Annotated in this window: 14 protein-coding genes; 3 read left to right on the top strand and 11 right to left on the bottom strand. The window is 68.0% G+C overall.

What is annotated here, in order from left to right:
• Positions 1-48 precede the first annotated feature (48 nt).
• The 10 genes from DMB37_RS05905 to metH all read right to left on the bottom strand — a co-directional run bounded on the left by DMB37_RS05905 (position 49) and on the right by metH (position 13,060).
• Entirely contained in the window at positions 49-1,251 is a 1,203-nt protein-coding gene (locus DMB37_RS05905) for a YeiH family protein (protein WP_167768758.1), read from the bottom strand.
• Positions 1,251-1,385, bottom strand: coding sequence for a hypothetical protein (locus DMB37_RS41695; RefSeq protein ID WP_255508368.1), 135 nt, complete (start codon positions 1,383-1,385; stop codon positions 1,251-1,253). The genes DMB37_RS05905 and DMB37_RS41695 overlap by 1 nt, the downstream gene beginning before the upstream one ends.
• 126 nt (positions 1,386-1,511) lie before the next feature.
• On the bottom strand, positions 1,512-2,363 hold the full coding sequence (gene hisG / locus DMB37_RS05910) for an ATP phosphoribosyltransferase (protein WP_135231831.1): 852 nt from the start codon (positions 2,361-2,363) through the stop codon (positions 1,512-1,514).
• 48 nt (positions 2,364-2,411) lie between these two features.
• The gene (locus tag DMB37_RS05915; protein ID WP_186818896.1) at positions 2,412-2,693 is read right to left on the bottom strand and encodes a phosphoribosyl-ATP diphosphatase; all 282 of its coding nucleotides are present in this window, start codon (positions 2,691-2,693) and stop codon (positions 2,412-2,414) included.
• A gap of 166 nt (positions 2,694-2,859) precedes the next feature.
• Positions 2,860-4,674 carry a choline/carnitine O-acyltransferase gene (locus DMB37_RS05920; RefSeq protein WP_135231833.1) on the bottom strand — a complete coding sequence of 605 codons (1,815 nt, stop codon included), beginning with the start codon at positions 4,672-4,674 and terminating at the stop codon, positions 2,860-2,862.
• Positions 4,671-5,507, bottom strand: a complete 837-nt coding sequence (locus DMB37_RS05925; RefSeq protein WP_206055197.1) for a class I SAM-dependent methyltransferase — start codon at positions 5,505-5,507, stop codon at positions 4,671-4,673. Before DMB37_RS05925 ends, DMB37_RS05920 begins: the two co-directional genes overlap by 4 nt.
• A gap of 62 nt (positions 5,508-5,569) precedes the next feature.
• Positions 5,570-6,433: an arpA protein gene (locus DMB37_RS05930; protein ID WP_135231834.1), complete on the bottom strand. Its 864-nt coding sequence runs from the start codon at positions 6,431-6,433 to the stop codon at positions 5,570-5,572.
• A gap of 150 nt (positions 6,434-6,583) precedes the next feature.
• The gene (locus DMB37_RS05935; protein ID WP_255508369.1) at positions 6,584-7,255 is read right to left on the bottom strand and encodes an HAD family phosphatase; all 672 of its coding nucleotides are present in this window, start codon (positions 7,253-7,255) and stop codon (positions 6,584-6,586) included.
• Positions 7,252-8,958 carry a serine/threonine-protein kinase gene (locus DMB37_RS05940; protein ID WP_135231835.1) on the bottom strand — a complete coding sequence of 569 codons (1,707 nt, stop codon included), beginning with the start codon at positions 8,956-8,958 and terminating at the stop codon, positions 7,252-7,254. The genes DMB37_RS05935 and DMB37_RS05940 overlap by 4 nt, the downstream gene beginning before the upstream one ends.
• A 505-nt stretch (positions 8,959-9,463) precedes the next feature.
• Positions 9,464-13,060 carry a methionine synthase gene (gene metH / locus DMB37_RS05945; RefSeq protein WP_135231836.1) on the bottom strand — a complete coding sequence of 1,199 codons (3,597 nt, stop codon included), beginning with the start codon at positions 13,058-13,060 and terminating at the stop codon, positions 9,464-9,466.
• 147 nt (positions 13,061-13,207) lie between these two features.
• Here metH and DMB37_RS05950 point away from each other — a divergent pair, with 147 nt between their 5' ends.
• A complete protein-coding gene (locus DMB37_RS05950) occupies positions 13,208-14,092 on the top strand; it encodes a PAC2 family protein (RefSeq protein WP_107657725.1) in 885 nt (294 codons plus the stop codon).
• Positions 14,093-14,185: 93 nt separating this feature from the next.
• Positions 14,186-16,798 carry an AMP-binding protein gene (locus DMB37_RS05955; protein ID WP_135231837.1) on the top strand — a complete coding sequence of 871 codons (2,613 nt, stop codon included), beginning with the start codon at positions 14,186-14,188 and terminating at the stop codon, positions 16,796-16,798.
• On the opposite strand, the gene DMB37_RS05960 is transcribed toward DMB37_RS05955, so the two are convergent.
• Positions 16,745-17,050 (bottom strand): hypothetical protein, encoded by a 306-nt coding sequence (locus DMB37_RS05960; RefSeq protein WP_107657727.1) that lies wholly within the window; start codon positions 17,048-17,050, stop codon positions 16,745-16,747. The genes DMB37_RS05955 and DMB37_RS05960 overlap by 54 nt on opposite strands.
• A 329-nt stretch (positions 17,051-17,379) precedes the next feature.
• Between DMB37_RS05960 and DMB37_RS05965 the strand changes: the two genes are divergently transcribed.
• Positions 17,380-18,519 carry an XRE family transcriptional regulator gene (locus DMB37_RS05965; protein ID WP_135231838.1) on the top strand — a complete coding sequence of 380 codons (1,140 nt, stop codon included), beginning with the start codon at positions 17,380-17,382 and terminating at the stop codon, positions 18,517-18,519.
• Positions 18,520-18,544 lie beyond the last annotated feature (25 nt).

Below are 18,544 nucleotides of genomic sequence, written 5' to 3' on the forward strand. Positions count from 1 at the left end.
ACTGTCCGCCATCTCGTGCACGGCAGGCGATTTCGTGCGCGGCTGCGGTCAGAGGGTGAAGTTACGGAACAGCAGCACCGAAAGCCCCAGGCCGACAGCGAGGTTCACCACGACGGCGGAGCCGAACACGACGATCGGCCGCCAGCCCGCCTCGCGCAGCCCGCGCAGCGAGAACTCCAGCCCGATCGAGACGAAGGCGAGGATCAGGAACCAGGTGCGCAGATCGTTGATGATGGCGATGTGCGCGGCACCGACCTTCTTGTCGACCGACTGCAGATACAGCGTGCCGATCACCGACGCCGCGATGAAACCGAGCACGAACTTCGGGAACCGCTCCCAGAACTGACGCGCCGAGGGCCGCACCGCACCGGCCGTGCGTTCCACCTTCAAGGTGAAGTACGCGGTCAACGCGATGGCGACGATCCCGATCAGCGCGTTCTGCGTGGTCTTCACAATGGTGGCGATCTGCAGCGCCTTCTCCCCCGCGATGGCACCGGAGGCCGCGACCGCCGCGGTGGTGTCGATATTGCCGCCGATCCAGGCACCCGCGACCGCGTCGGACAGCCCGAGAACCTCGGCGAGCCAGGGCAATACGAAGATCGACGGCAGCGCGAAGATGATCACCAGCGACGCTGCGTAGGCGATCTGCTCCCGCTTGGCCTGCACCGCACCGGCCGCTGCGATGGCCGCGCTGACGCCGCAGATGGACACGGCCGAGGCCAGCAGCGCCCGCAGCTTGTCGTCGAGCCCGAGCCGTCCGCCCAGCCACCAGGTGAACCCGAACACCGCCGTGATCAACAGCAGCGCCTGCAGGATCGACGGGCCTGCCGCGGTCACCAGGATCTTCAGGTTGATGGAGGCGCCGAGCAGCACCACGCCGGTCTTGATGAAGAACTCGGTCCGGAAGCCGGCCGAAAGCCGGTCGCGCAGCGCCAGTTTGGTGAGGATGACATTGCCGATCAGGCCGATGGCGATGGCGTACACCGGGAACTCGATCGACTTGGCCACTCGCTCGAGCGGTGTGTCGGCCGCCCACTGCGGGACGTGCGTATCGAAGTAGCGGGTCAGCGCGCCGAGCACGACGACGACCACGATCCCCGCCACGATCGCGCCGGCCGTCGGACGCGAAACTGCTTGCAATGCCGCAGTTTCGGACTTCACCGACCCGGAAGCATCGGCGCTTTCGGCAACCGACTCGATCGCGACACCGCCTTCTGCCGGATTGCCTTCGCGCGCTTCATGATTCGGCATCACGGCACCAGCCAATCCGGAATCGCGCCGACCAGAACCAACGCGATCAGCGTCAGCCCGACGATCGCCGCCAGCCAGTCCTCGTTCCAGGCGAATGTGGTTCCCGAACGTTGCTCGGGCGATCTCTGTGACACGGGCGTGCTCCTTGCGTTCCTCATCGAGAGGCCGCACGGTAGCAACACCCGGTCATCAGGCGCACCGGTTGCGTTCAGCGTGAATTATTCACGCATACCAGACAAAGCAGACGGCGATAATCCGGCTCAGAAGGCCCGGCAGGAGCGAATGTCGAAGGCCAGGATGGCTTTTGCGCCGAGTTCGGCGAGCTGGTCCATCACCTCGTTGCCCTGCTTGCGCGGCACCATGGCGCGGATCGCAACCCAGTTGTCGTCGGCCAGCGGGGACACCGTCGGCGACTCGAGCCCCGGCGTGATCTTGACCGCCTGCTCGAGCAGCTCCTTCGGGCAGTCGTAGTCCAGCATGATGTACTGCTGGCCGAACACGACACCCTGGATCCGCGCGATGAGCTGGTTGCGGGCCCGTTCCTGCTGGTCGGAGCCGCTGCGTTCGATCAGCACGCCCTCGGAGTCGCACAGCGACTCACCGAAGGCGACCAGGTTGTGCTGACGCAGGGTGCGCCCGGAGCCGACCACATCGGCGATGGCGTCGGCGACGCCGAGCTGGATGGAGATCTCCACCGCGCCGTCCAGCCGGATCACCTCGGCCTCGATACCGCGGCGCTGCAGATCGTTGAGCACCAGGTTCGGGTAGGAGGTCGCGATGCGCTTGTCGTAGAGGTCCTCGACCTGCCACGCCCGTCCGGCAGGCGCGGCGTAACGGAAGCTGGAGCGGCCGAAGCCGAGACCGATCCGTTCGCTGACCGGCGCGCCGGAATCGAGCGCCAGATCGCGACCGGTGATGCCGAGGTCGAGCTCACCGGAGCCGACGTAGATGGCGATGTCCTTGGGCCGCAGGAAGAAGAACTCGACCTGGTTGGCCGGGTCGAGCACGGTCAGATCGCGCGGATCGGTGCGCCTGCGGTAGCCGGCCTCGACCAGGATGGCGGTGGCGGCTTCGGACAGGGCGCCTTTATTGGGGACTGCGACGCGCAGCATGGCAGGAAGTCCTTTCGGGAGGAGAAACTACGGAGTAAGACGCACCCGTCACAGATGTCGGTACACGTCTTCGAGCTTCAATCCACGACCCACCATCAGCACCTGAACCCAGTACAGCAGCTGCGAGATCTCCTCGGCGAGCGACTCGTCGCTCTCGTGCTCGGCGGCCAGCCACACCTCGCCTGCCTCCTCGAGCACCTTCTTACCCTGGCTATGCACGCCGGCGTCCAGCGCGGCCACGGTTCCGGACCCCTCGGGGCGGTTGACCGCACGATCCTGCAGCTCGGCGAACAGGGTTTCGAAGTTCTTCACGATGAGCCATTGTTTCAGACCGGGGTGCGGGACCGTTGCTCCGGCCCGTCCCAGCTTTCGGCGAGCCGCGGCGCGGCGACCTGGACCGCCGATCCCGGGGCAGCCGACGCCGGTACTCGAGCACGGACCGCCGCAGCCCTGATACCGCATCCGGTCGGGTGACCGGATGCGGATCGTCGTCGGCTCAGCTCGCCGCGAGCAGGGCCTCCAGGTCGGCCACCGCCGTGCGGAGGTGGTCGGCGAAGGCGTGCATCTCGTCGGCGACCGTGGTCGGGGTGGCCAGGTAGAGGTTCCAGCGGTCCGGCAGCAGGACGTAGGCCACGCCGATGCAGCGGGGACTGGTCGAGCCGAAACCGAAGTAGCGGATATTGACCGACGGCGCCGAGCTGGTGCTCAGGTAGTCGTCGCGCATGATCAGCCAGCCGGGGCTGTCGTAGAGCGGAATCGGCTCGGTGACGCCGAGCTCGGCGCCGCGGCGGCGCTGGATCCACTGCAGTTCCCACAGATGCTGTTCGGGCGCGGCTCCCGCCTGACACTCCTTGGCGCGGGCGACGTGCGCGGCGGCCGCGGTGCGTGCGGCGGCGAGCCGGGCTTCCTGGTCGACCGCGGGGTCCTGCATGGCATCCACGAACGCCACCATCTCGGGGGTGATCACCCGCATGGCCTCGGTGCGGCCGTTGCGATACTGCCGGGTGGCGATGGATTCGTAAGTGGCGCCGGTGATGCCCTTGCTGCGCCGATGCGCCAGCTGATAACTCAACTGCGCGAAGGCATCCGGCGAGATGCCGAGCTGCTTGGCCCTTGTGGTCCCGAAATTCTCGAAAGAGACCGTCTGCGTGGCATTTTCGGCCGCATACCGAGCGAAGTCGGCCCCGGCGGCGATGATGTCGTTGCGCTGCGCGGCATCCAGTACGAAATCGATCGGCTCGACGGCGGGCAACCCCTGCGCCTGCGCCCCGGATCGGGCGGCGTGCTCCGGCGCGGGCACCTCCAGCATGGCGTCCACGAAGGACAGGATGGTGGTGCCGTCCAGCCCGCAATGCTCGACATTGATGCCCGCCTGGCCGTCCTCGAAGACGATGAACGACACCGCCTTGTCGAACCAGCGGTTGGCACTGTCGCCGTGCAGCAACTGATCACAGGCGTGCAGCTCGTCGCGCGGCGCGAAGTCCTCCAGGCAGACGCAGAACAGCGCGGTCTCGATGGTGTCCAGCGCCGCGGCGTTGGCCGGTTCGGCGAGCAACGCCTGCCTGCTCGCCGCCCATTCGGCGCGCGCCTTGGTGGTGAGATGTCCCACGGCGGAATCGGTTCGGGTCGAGCGGGCACCGGCCTTCAGCACCTCGCGCAGCCCGCAGGCCAGATCCTCCAGCGAGTGCGGCGCACCGTCCGGGCCGAGCACATCCATCCGGAAGATGCTGCCGCGGAAGAAGACCACCACATGCTTGGCGTCGGACGGGCCCGGCCACTCCTCGCTGAAAGGCACCCGGACGCTGTCCTGGGTCTCGCCGGGGATGCGGGTCTCGGAGAACAGATACTTGTTCTGCCACATCGACAGCGCCTGCCCGCGCTGCAACACCGGCGGGATCGCCTCGGCGTCCAGCGAGAGTTTGTAATCGACTGCGGCGGAGATGATTCCGGCCGCCCGATCGACCTGGGTCGCGGCCGTGGAGGTGGCCAGCGTGGTGTCGTCACGGAAGAGGAAGAAGAAGTTGGCGTTCAGGGCGATGCGGTCGCGACGGCCCAGGTATCGCGACGGCCAGAACAGGTCGAGCCAGCTACCCACACCCGGGGTGGCGTCGTACTCCGCGAGGGCCGCGTGCAGCGTGCGGCCGGGTCCGTCGGGGCGCAGCAGGTCGGCGACCGCGGCCTCGGTGGTGGCGAGTTCGTCCGCGGTCAACAGCGGCGCGCACCACTGCAGGAATCGGCCGCAGCTGTCCTCCAGCGTGGGCAGGGGCACCCGGGGCAGGCTGTCGTCGGCGGCGAAGGTGCGTTCGGTCAATGCTGGTCCTCGGTGTCGGCGTGATGCTTGGGCAACGGTCGCGATAGGTAGAGCCCGGCGTAGAGCCAGCCGTCGGTTTCCCGATCGGTGGTGTCGATCCCCTTGGCGGACAGGGTGTTCAGCACCTGGGTCTGCTCGGTCGCGGAGGCGAACCTGCGCTGCTGGAACAGACCGGGCGCCTGCTCGGTCCGGTAGCCGAGCGCGGCGAGTTCCGCGGCGATCGGGGCGAAGTCGAACATGCGCAGCACGAAGTGTGCCATCCATGGTCGCCGACGCGGATGCGCGGTGGCGACTCGGGACAGCGTTTTCTCGGTGACGTAGCCGATACAGCCGGTGGAGATGATGAGGTCGGCGGTGGCGAGCACCTCGCGCTGCTCGTCGGTCGGCTCGCCGGACTCCAGATCGGCGTGCACGATGTCGTGCAGCAGACCGCTCTCCTGTGCGTAGGCCAGCGCGGGCGCGGAGGCGTCCATGCCGAGGAAGCGGACATCGGTGAGGCAGGCCCTGGTGCCGAGCGTCGCGCGGTCGCGGGCGATGAGGGTCGCGCGATCGCCCGCCGCGGTGCGGTAGTGCTCGGCGAGCTCGCGCATGGTGGTATCGAAGCGCAGCAGTGCCGCATTGACGCCGTAGGAGCAGCCGAGGTCGAGCACGGTGGGCGTGGATACCCGGGCGGAGGCGCGGAACTCCCGGATCTGCTGCTGGAAAACGGGTTTCGCCAACTCCGGAATGCGATAGTCGAGGTCGGACATGCGGGCGTAGTAGTCGCGTGGATCGGGCCGGTCGTAGATATCGTCGAAGGAGGCTTTCCCGGTCGTATGTAACGGCACTGCCACAGTCGTTCCTCTCGGGGTCGAGCGGTGTGTCCCGATCACTGGGATGAATCGGGCCGTTCGGCTCAGTCGAGCAAGCGGTCGCCGCGGACGACGTCGGCCGCGGCGGCCAGATGGTCGGGTAGCACCCGGCCGAAGAGTTGCCTGGTGCGCTCCACCGTGCCGATCACGCCGGGGCGGTCGGTGTAGGCGAAGATCGCCGAATGCCGTTGTGCGGCACCGGCGACCGGCGACACGCGGTGCAGCGAGAAGCGACCCTGGAACAGTTGCAGGTCACCGGGGCGCAGGTCGAGCCGCTGGATGAGGCGTTCGCCGGTGCCGTCGAGCACGGCACGGACGTCGTCGAGGTGCTCGGCCGCCGGCGTGCGAATGTTGGGGCAGTACTCGAAGATTCCGCCCGACTCCGCGGGCTGGGTCAGCATGCTGACGGTGAATTCGTTGGTGTCGAAGTGCCACGGATGCGACATGCCGGGGGCGACGACGTTCAGGCACAGCCCGGCCAGCGGGTCGGCGAATTCGTGCAGTTCGGCCAGGCCGAAGCAGTCCGCGACGAAACGCTGGAAGCGCGTGTCGATGTACAGCCGGTGGATCAGCGCATCGCCGGGAATGCGGTCGCGCGGTACGAACGCGTTGCCGCGCTCCAGCACGATCCGCCCCGGATGCTCTTCGGGCAGTTCGGTATCCAGCGGGATGTTGTAGGCATTCACCCGCTCGACCTCGTAGTACGCGTGCGGCGCCATCGCCTCGCCTTGGGCGCGCAGCGTCTCGGTCAGTTCCGGCCGGATGAAGCCGCGCAGCACGGTGCAGCCGTTCGCGGCCAGGTCCGCTCTGGCTCGCCGCACCGCGGCCTGCCGCTCGGCATCCGCCGGATTCGCGAGGGGATACCGTGCGGTATCAACGATCTCGTCGAGGACACCCAGCGCTGCCATGGCGACATTCTGGTAGAGCGGACCCCCGACACGCCCGAGATTCGGCGAGATTGCCGGTGATGGCAGTCACACATATCTATCTGCGCGCACTCCCATTGCGGCACAGTAACTCTCGGTGCAGCGCGGTCGGGAGTGTCGAACTCGGGTCGATCAGCCGCGCAGCTTCAGCGCCTGTTCGAGGTCGTCGATCGTCAGCCCGACCATGGTGTCGCGGAAGCTGCGCCCCGGTCCTTCGGGCACCGGAATCTCACACGGGATCACGATCACCGCGCAGCCCGCGGCCTGTGCGGCGCGCGTGCCGGTCGGCGAATCCTCCACGGCGACACAGTCGCGCGGATCCACCCCGAGCAGCTGCGCAGCCCGCAGATACACGTCCGGCTCCGGCTTGCCGAGGGCCACCTCGTCGCCGCAGACCGACACGTCGAAGAAGTCCCGCCCCAGGGTGTTCAACCCGAACTCGGTGAGCGACCGTTGGGTATTGGTGACCAACGCCGACGCCAGCCCCGCCTCCCGCACCATCGCCAGCGCGTCTTCAGCGCCCGGCCGCCACGGAATCGGACCGGTCATCAACTCGGTCACCCGCCACTCCAGGAACTCCCCCGCCGCCTGCAACGCCTCCGCCGTCAGCGGCACCCCGAGCCCCTCGAAGATCATCCGCAGCGCATCCGCCCCCGACGCCCCGATCAGCGCATGCCGCAACTCATCGGTCATCTCGTGCCCATGCTCACGAGCCAACTCCCGAACCGCCACGTCCCAGAGCTTCTCCGAATCCAGCAGTGTGCCGTCCATGTCCCACAGGACGGCGGCTAGTCGGGGCGTCACGCGCCGGAACCGGAGATCAACATCCGTCCATTGTCCGATACCACCTGGATCCACCGGCTCTCGGATCTGGTCTCACCGTTCTTCATGCGGTAGGTCAGCGAGACGACCGCGCGATTGTCGCCGTTCTGGGTGACTTTGCCGACGCTGACCGAGCTGACCGTGCCCCACCAGCGGGAGTACTCGGTGTAGCCGCCGGTCTGGGCCTGATACGAGGGTGTCAGCTGCGCCCAAGCACCGGAGGTATTGCCCGGCAGCATGCTGTAGTAGCCCTGCACGAACTGGACGACATTGGCGGACTGGGGTGCGCCGAACGGCGTCGCCGTGACGGTCGGGGGTTGCGGCGGCACCGTCGTGGGAGCCGGGGTGGGCGACGGTGCGGCCGAGGACGGGGTGGGCGTAGGGCTCGGCTGGGTGGTCGGGGCCGACGGGGATTCCTGAGTCGTCGGCTCCTGTGGACCGGGGGCCGCCGCGTTGGAGGGTGGTTGCGGGCTCTCGATGGACGAGGAGGGGGCCGCGGTCGCGGGCGGGGCGGCGGTGTCGCCACCCTTGCGGTCGTTGGTGAGCACGGCGATGAGGCCGATCACGGCGAGCACCACGACGAACGCGGTCGCCGCCAGAACGAGGGAGCGATTGCGTGAGGGTCCGTTGTTCGTGCCGCCGGGCAGGGTGGCCGGGCCGGGGCGCGGCGGGATCGGGGTTTGGGCGGAAACGGATTCGGCGGCTGCGGAATTCGTCAGCGCGGCGGTCGCCACGATGGAGGTGGCGTCGTTCGCGTTCGAGGTGCTGCCCGCGCCGTCGGCGCCCGGGTGCGGGATGACGGTCGTCGCGTCGGCACCGGGCGCGGGCAGGGCCTTGGTGAGCGAGGGGGTGCCGAGCTTCGGATCACGGCCTTCCGCAACGGCTTCGAGGGCTTGCTGCGCCTCCCGCATGGTCGGGCGCGCGTCGATCGTCGGCGCGAGCAGCCGCATCAGCACGGGGCCGAGCGCACCGGCGTGCTCGGGCTGCGGCACCTGGCCGCGCGCGACGGCATGCAGGACGGCGAGGGGATTGTCGCTCTCGCCGAACGGCGGCTGCCCCTCGACGGCGGCGTAAAGCGTTGAGCCGAGGGCGAATACGTCGGAGGCGGGTTCCGGGTTCTCGCCGCGGGCCACCTCGGGCGCCAGATAGGCGGGGGTGCCCGCGAGGAAGCCGGTGGCGGTGACGGTGACGTCGCCGACCGCGCGGGAAATGCCGAAGTCGGTGAGCTTGACGGTGCCGTCGTCGCCGACGAGCAGGTTCGCCGGTTTCACATCGCGGTGCATGATGCCCGCATCGTGGGCGGCGGCCAGGGCGGCCGCGGCTTGCGCGCCGATGCGCGCGACCTCGACCGGCGGCAGGGTCCGCTTGCCGGAGAGTTTGGCCGCCAGGCTGGGTGCGTTCATGTATTCCATGACCAGCCAGGGCTGGCCGTCTTCCTCGGCGACGTCGAAGACGGTGATCGCGTGCGGATGGTGCAGCCGGGCCGCGATCCGGCCCTCGCGCATGGCGCGCAGCTTCGCTTCCAGCGCCGCGGTCCGGGACAGCCCGGGCGCGAGGATCAACTGCTTCACCGCGACCGTGCGCCGCAGGCGGACGTCGGTCCCCCGCCACACAACGCCCATGGCACCTGTGCCGATCGGATCCGTGAGTCGATACCGTCCCGCGATCAATCGGTCCGCCGTCATGCTGTTGTGCCTTCCTGCTTACGCGCCGAGCTGGTCCTGCACTGGCGCGTACCGCCGGGAAAATCCCGAAAATGCCACGCGCCGAAGTCCTTTGCACCCGTATGCAGCGATGGCGACGCACCCGCCGACTGCCCCGGATGCAGTTGCAACGCCTCCGACAATGGCATACCCACCCGACACACATCCACCTCACCGAGACTCCCTGAGCAATCCCCCAGGTCAGCGCCGCGCCACGCCGAGACACGAAATACCCTCGGCGCGTCGGGATTTGCCCAAATCATGGCATACGAGCAGGTAACCAAGGCCCTCGCCGGACGCGAACAGTGTTCCGCGACACCGTGACCACGATCACTATTCGATCACGACGGTTATAACCGATTTCGCCGACAACGACCATCCGAGGCGGTCGACATTCGGGTTCGCCAAGTCCGCCCACCCATTACATAGGCCGCACACCCGCTATAGACGGTGTGCGGCTTACGTAAAAGGTGTGCGCGTGTGAAAGTCAGGCGTTGAAGTACTTCGCCTCGGGGTGCAGGAGGACGAACGCGTCGGTGGACTGTTCCGGGTGCAGCTGTAATTCCTCGGAGAGGACGACGCCGATGCGGTCGGCTTCCAGGAGGTCGACCAGTTTGGCACGGTCGTCCAGGTCGGGGCAGGCGCCGTACCCGAACGAGTAGCGGGCGCCGCGGTAGCCGAGCTTGAAGTACTCCAGGACGTCGGCGGGGTCGGAGTCGGCGACCGCGTGACCGTCCAGGGTCAGTTCCTCGCGGATACGGCGGTGCCAGTATTCGGCCAGCGCCTCGGTGAGCTGCACGCCGATACCGTGCACCTCGAGATAGTCGCGGTAGTTGTCGGCCGCGAAGAGCTCGTTGGCGAAGTCGGCGATCGGCTGCCCCATGGTGACCAACTGGAACGGCAGCACGTCCACCTGACCGGTCTCCTCGGCCCGCTCACGCGAGCGGATGAAGTCGGCGATGCACAGGAAGCGATCCCGTTGCTGACGCGGGAAGGTGAACCGATACCGTTCCGGCGCACCGGGATTCGGCTCGGTGAGCACGATCACGTCGTCACCCTCGGACACCGCGGGGAAGTATCCGTACACCACGGCGGCATGCTGGAGCACGTTCTCGGTGCTCAGCCGGTCCAGCCAGGCGCGGAAGCGCGGCTTGCCCTCGGTCTCCACCAATTCCTCGTAGCTCGGCCCGTCGCCGCCGCGCTGGCCGCGCAGGCCCCACTGACCGAGGAACAGCGCTCGCTCGTCGAGCAGCCCCGAATACTCGTGCAGCGCCAGGCCTTTCACCACGCGGGTGCCCCAGAACGGCGGGGTCGGCACCGGCACATCCGCGGCCACGTCGGAGCGCGCGGGCACCTCGATCGGCACCTCGACCGCCTTGCGCTCCTCGGCGATGCGCTTGGACCGCTCGTGGCGGGCCTTGCGCTGGGCCGCCTTCTCGCGCTCCGCGATCGCCTCGGGGCTGTCGGGGTCGAGGCCGCCGCCGCGCTTGCGGGTCATGATGTCGTCCATCAACCGCAGACCCTCGAAGGCGTCGCGGGCGTAGTGCACGTCACCCTCGTACACCTCGGTCAGGTCGTTCTCCACGTAACCGCGGGTGAGCGCCGCGCCACCGAGCAGCACCGGGAACTGTTCGGCCACGCCCTTGGTGTTGAGCTCCTGCAGGTTCTCCTTCATCACCACGGTCGACTTGACCAGCAACCCGGACATGCCGATGACGTCGGCCTTCTTGTCCACGGCGGCATCGAGGATGGTCGCGATCGGCTGTTTGATGCCGAGGTTCACCACCTCGTAGCCGTTGTTGGACAGGATGATGTCGACCAGGTTCTTGCCGATGTCGTGCACGTCGCCCTTGACGGTGGCCAGCACGATGCGGCCCTTGCCGCTGTCGTCGGTGGCCTCCATGTGCGGCTCCAGGTAGGCGACCGCGGCCTTCATCACCTCGGCCGACTGCAACACGAACGGCAGCTGCATCTGACCGGAGCCGAACAGCTCGCCGACGGTCTTCATGCCGGACAGCAGCGTCTCGTTGATGATCTGCAGCGGCGGCACCTGCTGCATCGCCTCGTCGAGGTCGGCCTCCATGCCGTTGCGCTCGCCGTCCACGATCCGGCGCGCCAACCGCTCGAACAGCGGCAGCTGCGCGAGTTCCTCGGCGCGCGAGGCCCGCGACGACGACGTGGACACGCCCTCGAACAGCCCCATCAGCTTCTGCAGCGGGTCGTAGTCCTCGCCGCGGCGGTCGTACACCAGGTCCAGCGCAGTCTCGCGCTGCTCGTCCGGAATCCGCGCCATCGGCAGGATCTTCGACGCGTGCACGATCGCGGAATCCAGCCCGGCCTGCACGCATTCGTGCATGAACACCGAGTTCAGCACCTGACGGGCCGCGGGATTCAGGCCGAACGAGATGTTCGACAGACCCAGGGTGGTCTGCACCGCGGGGTGCTTCTCCTTGAGCAGCCGGATGGCCTCGATGGTCTCGATGCCGTCCCTGCGCGACTCCTCCTGGCCGGTGCCCAGGGTGAAGGTGAGGGTGTCGATGATGATGTCGCTCTCCCGCACCCCCCAGTTGCCGGTGATGTCGGCGATGAGCCGCTCGGCGATCTCCACCTTCTTGGCGGCGGTGCGGGCCTGGCCCTCCTCGTCGATGGTCAGCGCGACCACCGCGGCGCCGTGCTCGGCGACCAGCTGCATGGTCTGGTGGAAACGGGATTCCGGCCCGTCGCCGTCCTCGTAGTTCACCGAGTTCACCGCGCAGCGACCGCCGAGGTGCTCCAAACCCGCCTTGAGCACCGGGGTCTCGGTGGAGTCGAGCATGATCGGCAGCGTCGAGGAGGTGGCCAGCCTGCTCGCGAGGGCGACCATGTCCTTGGCGCCGTCGCGGCCGACGTAGTCCACACACAGATCCAGCATGTGCGCGCCGTCGCGGGTCTGATCCTTGGCGATATCCAGGCACTTCTGCCAGTCCTCGGCCAGCATCGCCTCGCGGAAGGCCTTGGAGCCGTTGGCGTTCGTGCGCTCACCGATCATCATGATCGAGGCGTCCTGCTGGAACGGCACCGCCGTGTACATGCTGGACACGGCGGGCTCGTGCGCCGGGGCGCGGCGCGCGTCGATCGGCGGCAGCTTCGGCTCGATCTCGCGGACCGCCTCGGTCACCTGCCGGATGTGCTCGGGCGTGGTGCCGCAGCAGCCGCCGACCAGCGCGAGCCCGAACTCGGAGACGAAGCCGCTGAGCGCGACCGCCAGCTCCTCGGGAGTCAGCGGGTACTCGGCACCGTTCGCGCCGAGCACCGGCAGGCCCGCGTTCGGCATCACCGACACCGGAATCTGCGCGTGCCGAGACAGATGCCGCAGGTGCTCGCTCATCTCGGCCGGACCGGTCGCGCAGTTCAGGCCGATCATGTCGATGCCGAGCGGCTCCAGCGCGGTGAGCGCCGCGCCGATCTCGCTGCCGACCAGCATGGTGCCGGTGGTCTCCACCGTGACGTGGGTGATGATCGGAATGCGCCGTCCGAGCTGTCGCATGGCCTCGCGGCTGCCGGTGACCGCGGCCTTGACCTGCAGCAGGTCCTGGCAGGTCTCGATGAGAATGGCGTCGGCGCCGCCCTCGAGCATGCCGAGCGCGGATTCGGTGTACGCGTCACGCAGCGCGGTATAAGGAGCATGGCCGAGGGTGGGCAGCTTCGTGCCCGGCCCCATCGAACCGAGCACGTAGCGCGGCGTCCCGTCGGCGGACCGCCCCATCTCGTCGGCGACCTCGCGGGCCAGCCGGGTGCCGCGCTCGGACAGATCCCGGATGCGGTCCGCGATGTCGTAGTCGGCCAGGTTCGGCAGGTTGCAGCCGAAGGTGTTGGTCTCCACGGCGTCGGCGCCCGCCTCGAAGTACGCGCGGTGGATGCTGCGCAGCACGTCGGGGCGGGTGTCGTTGAGGATTTCGTTGCAGCCCTCTAAACCGAGGAAGTCGTCCAACGTGAGGTCGGCCGCTTGCAACATCGTGCCCATCGCGCCGTCCCCGATCACGACGCGGCGGCGCAACGTGTCGAGTAGCGTGGTGTCGAACTCGGCGGGCAGTGACACAGACATGAGGACCAGCGTAATGGTCCGGTCGGACAGGCCGACCCCCCGAGCCGGGTGGACACGGACACACCTGCGTCGCCGGCGCCGTCGAACACGCCGGGCCCGGCCACGGCATACGACACGCCAGTTCGCCGCACACATTAGGCTGACCGAGTGAACCCCAGTGAAACTCCCGATCCGGAACTGCCGACGTTGCGGGAACCGGTGCTGGTCGCGGCCTTCGAAGGCTGGAACGACGCGGGCGACGCCGCAAGCGGCGCCGTAGAGCATCTGGAATTGATCTGGGACGCCGAGCCGCTAGCCGAACTCGACTCCGAGGACTACTACGACTACCAGGTCAACCGGCCGACGGTCCGGCAGGTGGACGGCGTGACCAGAGAAATCCAGTGGCCCTCCACCATGCTCTCGGTCTGCTCGCCGCCCGGCAGCGACCGCGACATCGTGCTGCTGCGCGGCATCGAACCCAATATGCGCTGGCGCAGCTTCTGCGAGGACCTGCTGGAGTTCATCGAACAGCTCGGCGTGCAGACCGTCGTCATCCTCGGCGCGCTGCTGGCCGACACTCCGCACACCCGCCCCGTCCCGGTCACCGGGTCCGCCTACAGCAAAGAAGCAGCGGAGCGATTCAACCTGGAGCAGACTCGATACGAGGGACCGACCGGCATCACCGGCGTGCTGCAGGATCAGTGCGTGAAGGCGGGCGTGCCCGCGGTGTCGTTCTGGGCCGCCGTGCCGCACTATGTTTCGCAGCCGCCGAACCCGAAGGCCACCATCGCACTGCTGCACCGAGTCGAGGACGTGCTCGACATCGAGGTGCCGCTCGGCGAATTGCCCACGCAGGCCGAGGAATGGGAGACCGCGGTCAACGAGATGACCGCGGGCGACGACGAGGTCAGCGAATACGTGCGCTCCCTGGAGGAACGCGGCGACGCGGCGGTCGACGTGAACGAGGCGATGGCCAAGATCGACGGCGACGCCATCGCGGCCGAGTTCGAGAAGTACCTGCGCAGGCGCGGCCCGGGCAGCTTCGGACTCTGAACACGCCCGAGTACTAACGATTTTGGGTTTGCCTGGTGTTCACCAGGGGGCCGCTTGTTGGCCGGAAAGCCGCTGCCCCCTATTCTTTTTAGGGTGACCTTTCCCTCGCTCGTCGCGCACCTGCGTAGTTTCGACGAGCGGGTCGCCGTCCTCTGCCCCGGCGCGTCCGGGGCGGATGGCGCGGCGCGGGCAACGGCGACCGACGAGGCGCGGCGAGTCACCTACGCCCAGCTGGCGGCGCTCGTCGAGGATTTCGCGACCGAACTCGGACCGAACCGGCGCCTCGTCGCGCTCGCGGCCCGCAACGATCTGCGTTCGCTCGTCGGGTATCTCGGCGCGCTCAGCGCAGGCTGCGTCGTGCTGCTCACCGCGGAAGTCACCGACGAGTTGCTGAGTGCCTACGATCCCGATGTGGTCATCGCGGACGGCCGACCGCACATCCGGCGCGAGACCTCCGCGCACACCTTGCATCCGGATCTCGCGCTGCTGCTGAGCACCTCGGGCTCCACCGGCTCACCGAAACTGGTCCGGCTCTCCTCGGCGAACCTCCTGGCCAATGCGGCCGCCATCGCCGAATACCTGGCCATCGGCCCGGACGACCGGGCGGCGACCACCCTGCCGATGTTCTACTGCTACGGACTCTCGGTGGTGCACAGCTATCTGCTGCGCGGCGCGAGCCTGCTGCTCACCGAGCGGTCGGTACTGGACGACGTGTTCTGGGACGAGTTCCGCACCTATCGCGCAACGTCTTTCGCGGCTGTCCCCTACACCATCGACCTGCTGGACCGAATCGGCTTCGCCCACATGGCATTGCCCGATCTGCGGTATGTCACGCAGGCGGGCGGCAGGCTCGCCCCCGACCGGGTCCGCGACTACGCCCGCCTCGGCGCCCAGGCGGGCTGGGACTTCTTCGTGATGTACGGCCAGACCGAGGCGACCGCCCGAATGGCCTATCTCCCACCGGATTTGGCGGCCGAGCGACCGGACTGCATCGGGGTGCCCATCCCCGGCGGCGAATTCAGCCTGGAACCGATCGAGGAGACCGGTGGGCATCAGCCCGGGGTCGACCTCGGCGGGCAGCCGACCGATGCCGTGCCGCACGAACTGGTGTATCACGGACCCAACGTCATGCTGGGTTACGCCGAGTCGCCCGCCGATCTCGCGCTCGGGCGCACCGTAACCGCTTTGCGCACCGGCGATCTCGCGCGCCGCACCCCCGAGGGCCTCTACCAGGTGATCGGCCGCCGCAGCCGGTTCGCGAAGATCTTCGGCCTGCGCATCGATCTCCAGCGCCTCGAATCCGGGCTGGCGGCCGCGGGTTTCACCGTCTGCTGCACCGACGACGACGAACTGCTCGTCGTCGCCGTGGAGAGCCCCGCCACCGATCCGACCGAGACCGCCGCGCAGCTGGCCGGCCTGCCCGCCGCGTCCGTACGAGTATGTGCCGTCGAGGAATTGCCGCGACTGGCCAATGGCAAGCCGGACTATCCGGCCGTTCGCACGTTGTCGGCGCCCCCGCCGGAGAACCGGGGCATCCGCGCGCTCTACGCGACCTCGCTCGGCCTCGACCCGGCGATCATCCACCCGGACAGCACCTTCGTCGACCTCGGCGGCAATTCGCTGACCTACGTGACGACCGCGGCCAGGGTGGAACGCGCGCTCGGCAGGCTCCCGGCCGACTGGCCGACCATGACCGTCGCCGAGCTGGACCGGATCCCGCACGGCGGCAGGCGGTTCGGCCGCACCGTCGACACCAGCACGCTGCTGCGCGCGGCCGCCATCGTGCTGATCGCGGGCACGCACATCGGCCTGTTCGTGTGGTGGGGCGCCGCGCACGTGCTGCTCGGCGTGGCCGGATTCAACTTCGCCCGCTTCGCGGTGACCGCCGCCCCGCGTGCCGAACGGTTGCGGCACGTGCTGCGCACGGTCGCGCTGATCGCCGTGCCGACCGCCGCGTGGGTAGCCATCACGTTGCTGTTCACCGACTACTACGGGTGGCAGAACGTGCTGCTGCTCAACAAGATTCTGGGCCCGCGCGACAGCGACACCGCGGGGCATCTGTGGTTCATCGAGGTGCTGGTCTACTTCATGGTGGCCGCCGCGCTGCTGCTGCGGGTACCCCTGGTGGACGCGCTGGAGCGGCGCGAACCGTTCTGGTTCGCTATGGGCCTGCTCGCACTCACCTTGGTGCTGCGCTATCAGCCGTTCGGTCTCTATCCGGCAAAGGATGTGCCGTTCTCACCGCTGGCCGTGTGGTTCTTCGCCATGGGCTGGGCGGCCGCGAAGGCGACGACGGCGTGGCAGCGACTGCTGGTCAGTGCCGTCCTGTTGGCCTGCGTGCCCGGCTATTTCGGCGTGCCGGATCGCGAGCGATTGGTGATGGCCGGGCTGCTCTTGCTCATCTGGCTGCCCGCGATCCGGGTGCCCGCCCTGCTGGCAGTCGTCGCGGCGGTGCTCGCCGACAGCTCGCTGTTCGTGTATCTGCTGCATTGGCAGGTGTATCCGCTGTTCGGGCAACACCATGTTGCGGCGTTGCTCGCCTCGCTGATAGCCGGTGTGGCCGCGACGAGGGTGCTCGCGGAAGTGCGACGACGATCGGGACGGACCACCCGCTGGGCGATACCCCACTGGTCCGGCGTGCCGTCGTGGCTGTCAGGTCTCGATGGTCCAGACCTGCGCCGCCGCCTCGCGCGCCAGCTTCGCTAGCAGAATATCCCGTGGGATCGTCTGGCCGGCAAGGTGATCGAGCGACGGAACCACTACGTGGTGCGCGTCCGCTCGCTTGAGCTCCTGGGTCAGCTCGACAAACGCCGTGCCGTCACCGGAAGTCGATTCATGGAACGTTGCGGCGAAGCAGAGCCCTTCCTCGCGGGCGAGGCTGCTCATCGCATCCTCGAGCTCTGCGCTGTGGCCGTCGGCCAAATCGTCACGCAAGTATCCATAGATCAACGCTTCCACCCGAACCTCCGTTGGATTGGGTACCGCTGTTCTCATGTGGATCTCCCCATTGTGGGGCACTGCGCCTTGCAAGGACAGATGCAATTACATCTGGCTGTAACAAGATGGGTCCGGCAAACTTTCCGCTCCCTTGGTCCAGCATGCACAACGCCAAACTGCGAATGCAGATGTCAACCCACTGACACCTATATGCCCTATCTCGGCCACCGCGCGTTAACTGGTGCGATACTACTGACGTGGCCGCTGGAGACGATCGACCCGTCTGGGCTGTCCGGATGCGTTCTGAACGCGATGCGCGGGGGTGGTCACAAGCAGATGCCGTCCGCGTGATGCGCGCCAAGTCATCCCACAACCTGCCGACAGACAGTACACTGCTGCGTAACTGGCGCCGTTGGGAATCGGGCGAGTCGCGGCCGGATGATTTCTATGCCCCTATCATCGCCGCCGCTTTCGACACCGTCACAGCGGCGTTCTTCCCCAAGGCCCGGCCGAACCGGGACGACGAGGTGCTCTCGGCAACGGGCATGGATACGCTGGAATTCATCGGCCGCCTGCGCATGTCGGACGTCTCGCCCGCCACCCTCGATGCCATCCGCATCACCGCGGAACGCCTCTGCTGCGAGTACTCCTACGCCGATCCGCACGAGCTGCACGCCGAGGGCACCGGGTGGTTGCGGAGAATTACCTCACTGCTGGACGGTCGACTGACTTTGGCGCAGCACCGCGACATCCTGGTGCTCGCGGGATGGGTTGCGTTGCTGGTGGGTTGCGTGGACTACGACCTCGGCCGACGCACCGCCGCCGAGGCGACCCGACGCGCGGCGTACTCGCTCGGCCAAGAGGCCGAAAACGCCGAAATCACCGGGTGGAGCGCGGAAATGGCGGCCTGGTTCGCGCTGACCCAGGGCAACTACCGGGGTGCGATCGACGCGGTCGACCAGGCCCTCGAGGCCAGCCGAAACCTGGGCGTCGGTGTGCAACTCGCGGCGCAGCGGGCCAAGGCGTGGGCGCGACTCGGCGACCGGCACGAGGTCGAGACGGCCCTCGACGAGGGTCGAGCAATTTTGGAGCGACTCGACCATCCGATCAATCTGGACAACCATTTCGTGGTCGATCCACAGAAGTTCGACTTCTACGCGATGGACTGCTGCCGCGTCGCGGGCGAGGACCGGCGCGCCGAGAGCTACGCCAACGAGGTCATCCGCAACGCGACCAGAGCCGACGGCACGGTCCGCAATCCGATGCGGGTGTCCGAGGCGCATCTCACCCTCGCGGTGGTCGCCGTGCGCAACCGCGATCTGGAACTCGCCGTCGACGAGGGACTGCGCGCGTTCGCGGGTAAACGCCGTTCACTGCCCTCGCTCATGTGGATCGCGGGCGAGGCGGCGCGCGAAATCATCGCCCGATACCCCGGCGATCCGCGCACCCGCGTGTACTTCGACCAGCTGCGCGCCCTCTCGACCGAGTGATCGGTTTCGAACCGACACAGCCCGA

Origin of the sequence: Nocardia sp. CS682, from assembly GCF_004634405.1 — a bacterium.
Lineage (GTDB): Bacteria > Actinomycetota > Actinomycetes > Mycobacteriales > Mycobacteriaceae > Nocardia > Nocardia ninae.

Coding starts and splice junctions, on each gene's coding strand:
- DMB37_RS05905 (WP_167768758.1), bottom strand. CDS start 1,251: ATGCCGAATCATGAAGCGCGCGAAGGCAATCCGGCAGAAGGCGGTGTC.
- hisG (WP_135231831.1), bottom strand. CDS start 2,363: ATGCTGCGCGTCGCAGTCCCCAATAAAGGCGCCCTGTCCGAAGCCGCC.
- DMB37_RS05930 (WP_135231834.1), bottom strand. CDS start 6,433: ATGGCAGCGCTGGGTGTCCTCGACGAGATCGTTGATACCGCACGGTAT.
- DMB37_RS05940 (WP_135231835.1), bottom strand. CDS start 8,958: ATGACGGCGGACCGATTGATCGCGGGACGGTATCGACTCACGGATCCG.
- metH (WP_135231836.1), bottom strand. CDS start 13,060: ATGTCTGTGTCACTGCCCGCCGAGTTCGACACCACGCTACTCGACACG.
- DMB37_RS05965 (WP_135231838.1), top strand. CDS start 17,380: ATGCGCGCCAAGTCATCCCACAACCTGCCGACAGACAGTACACTGCTG.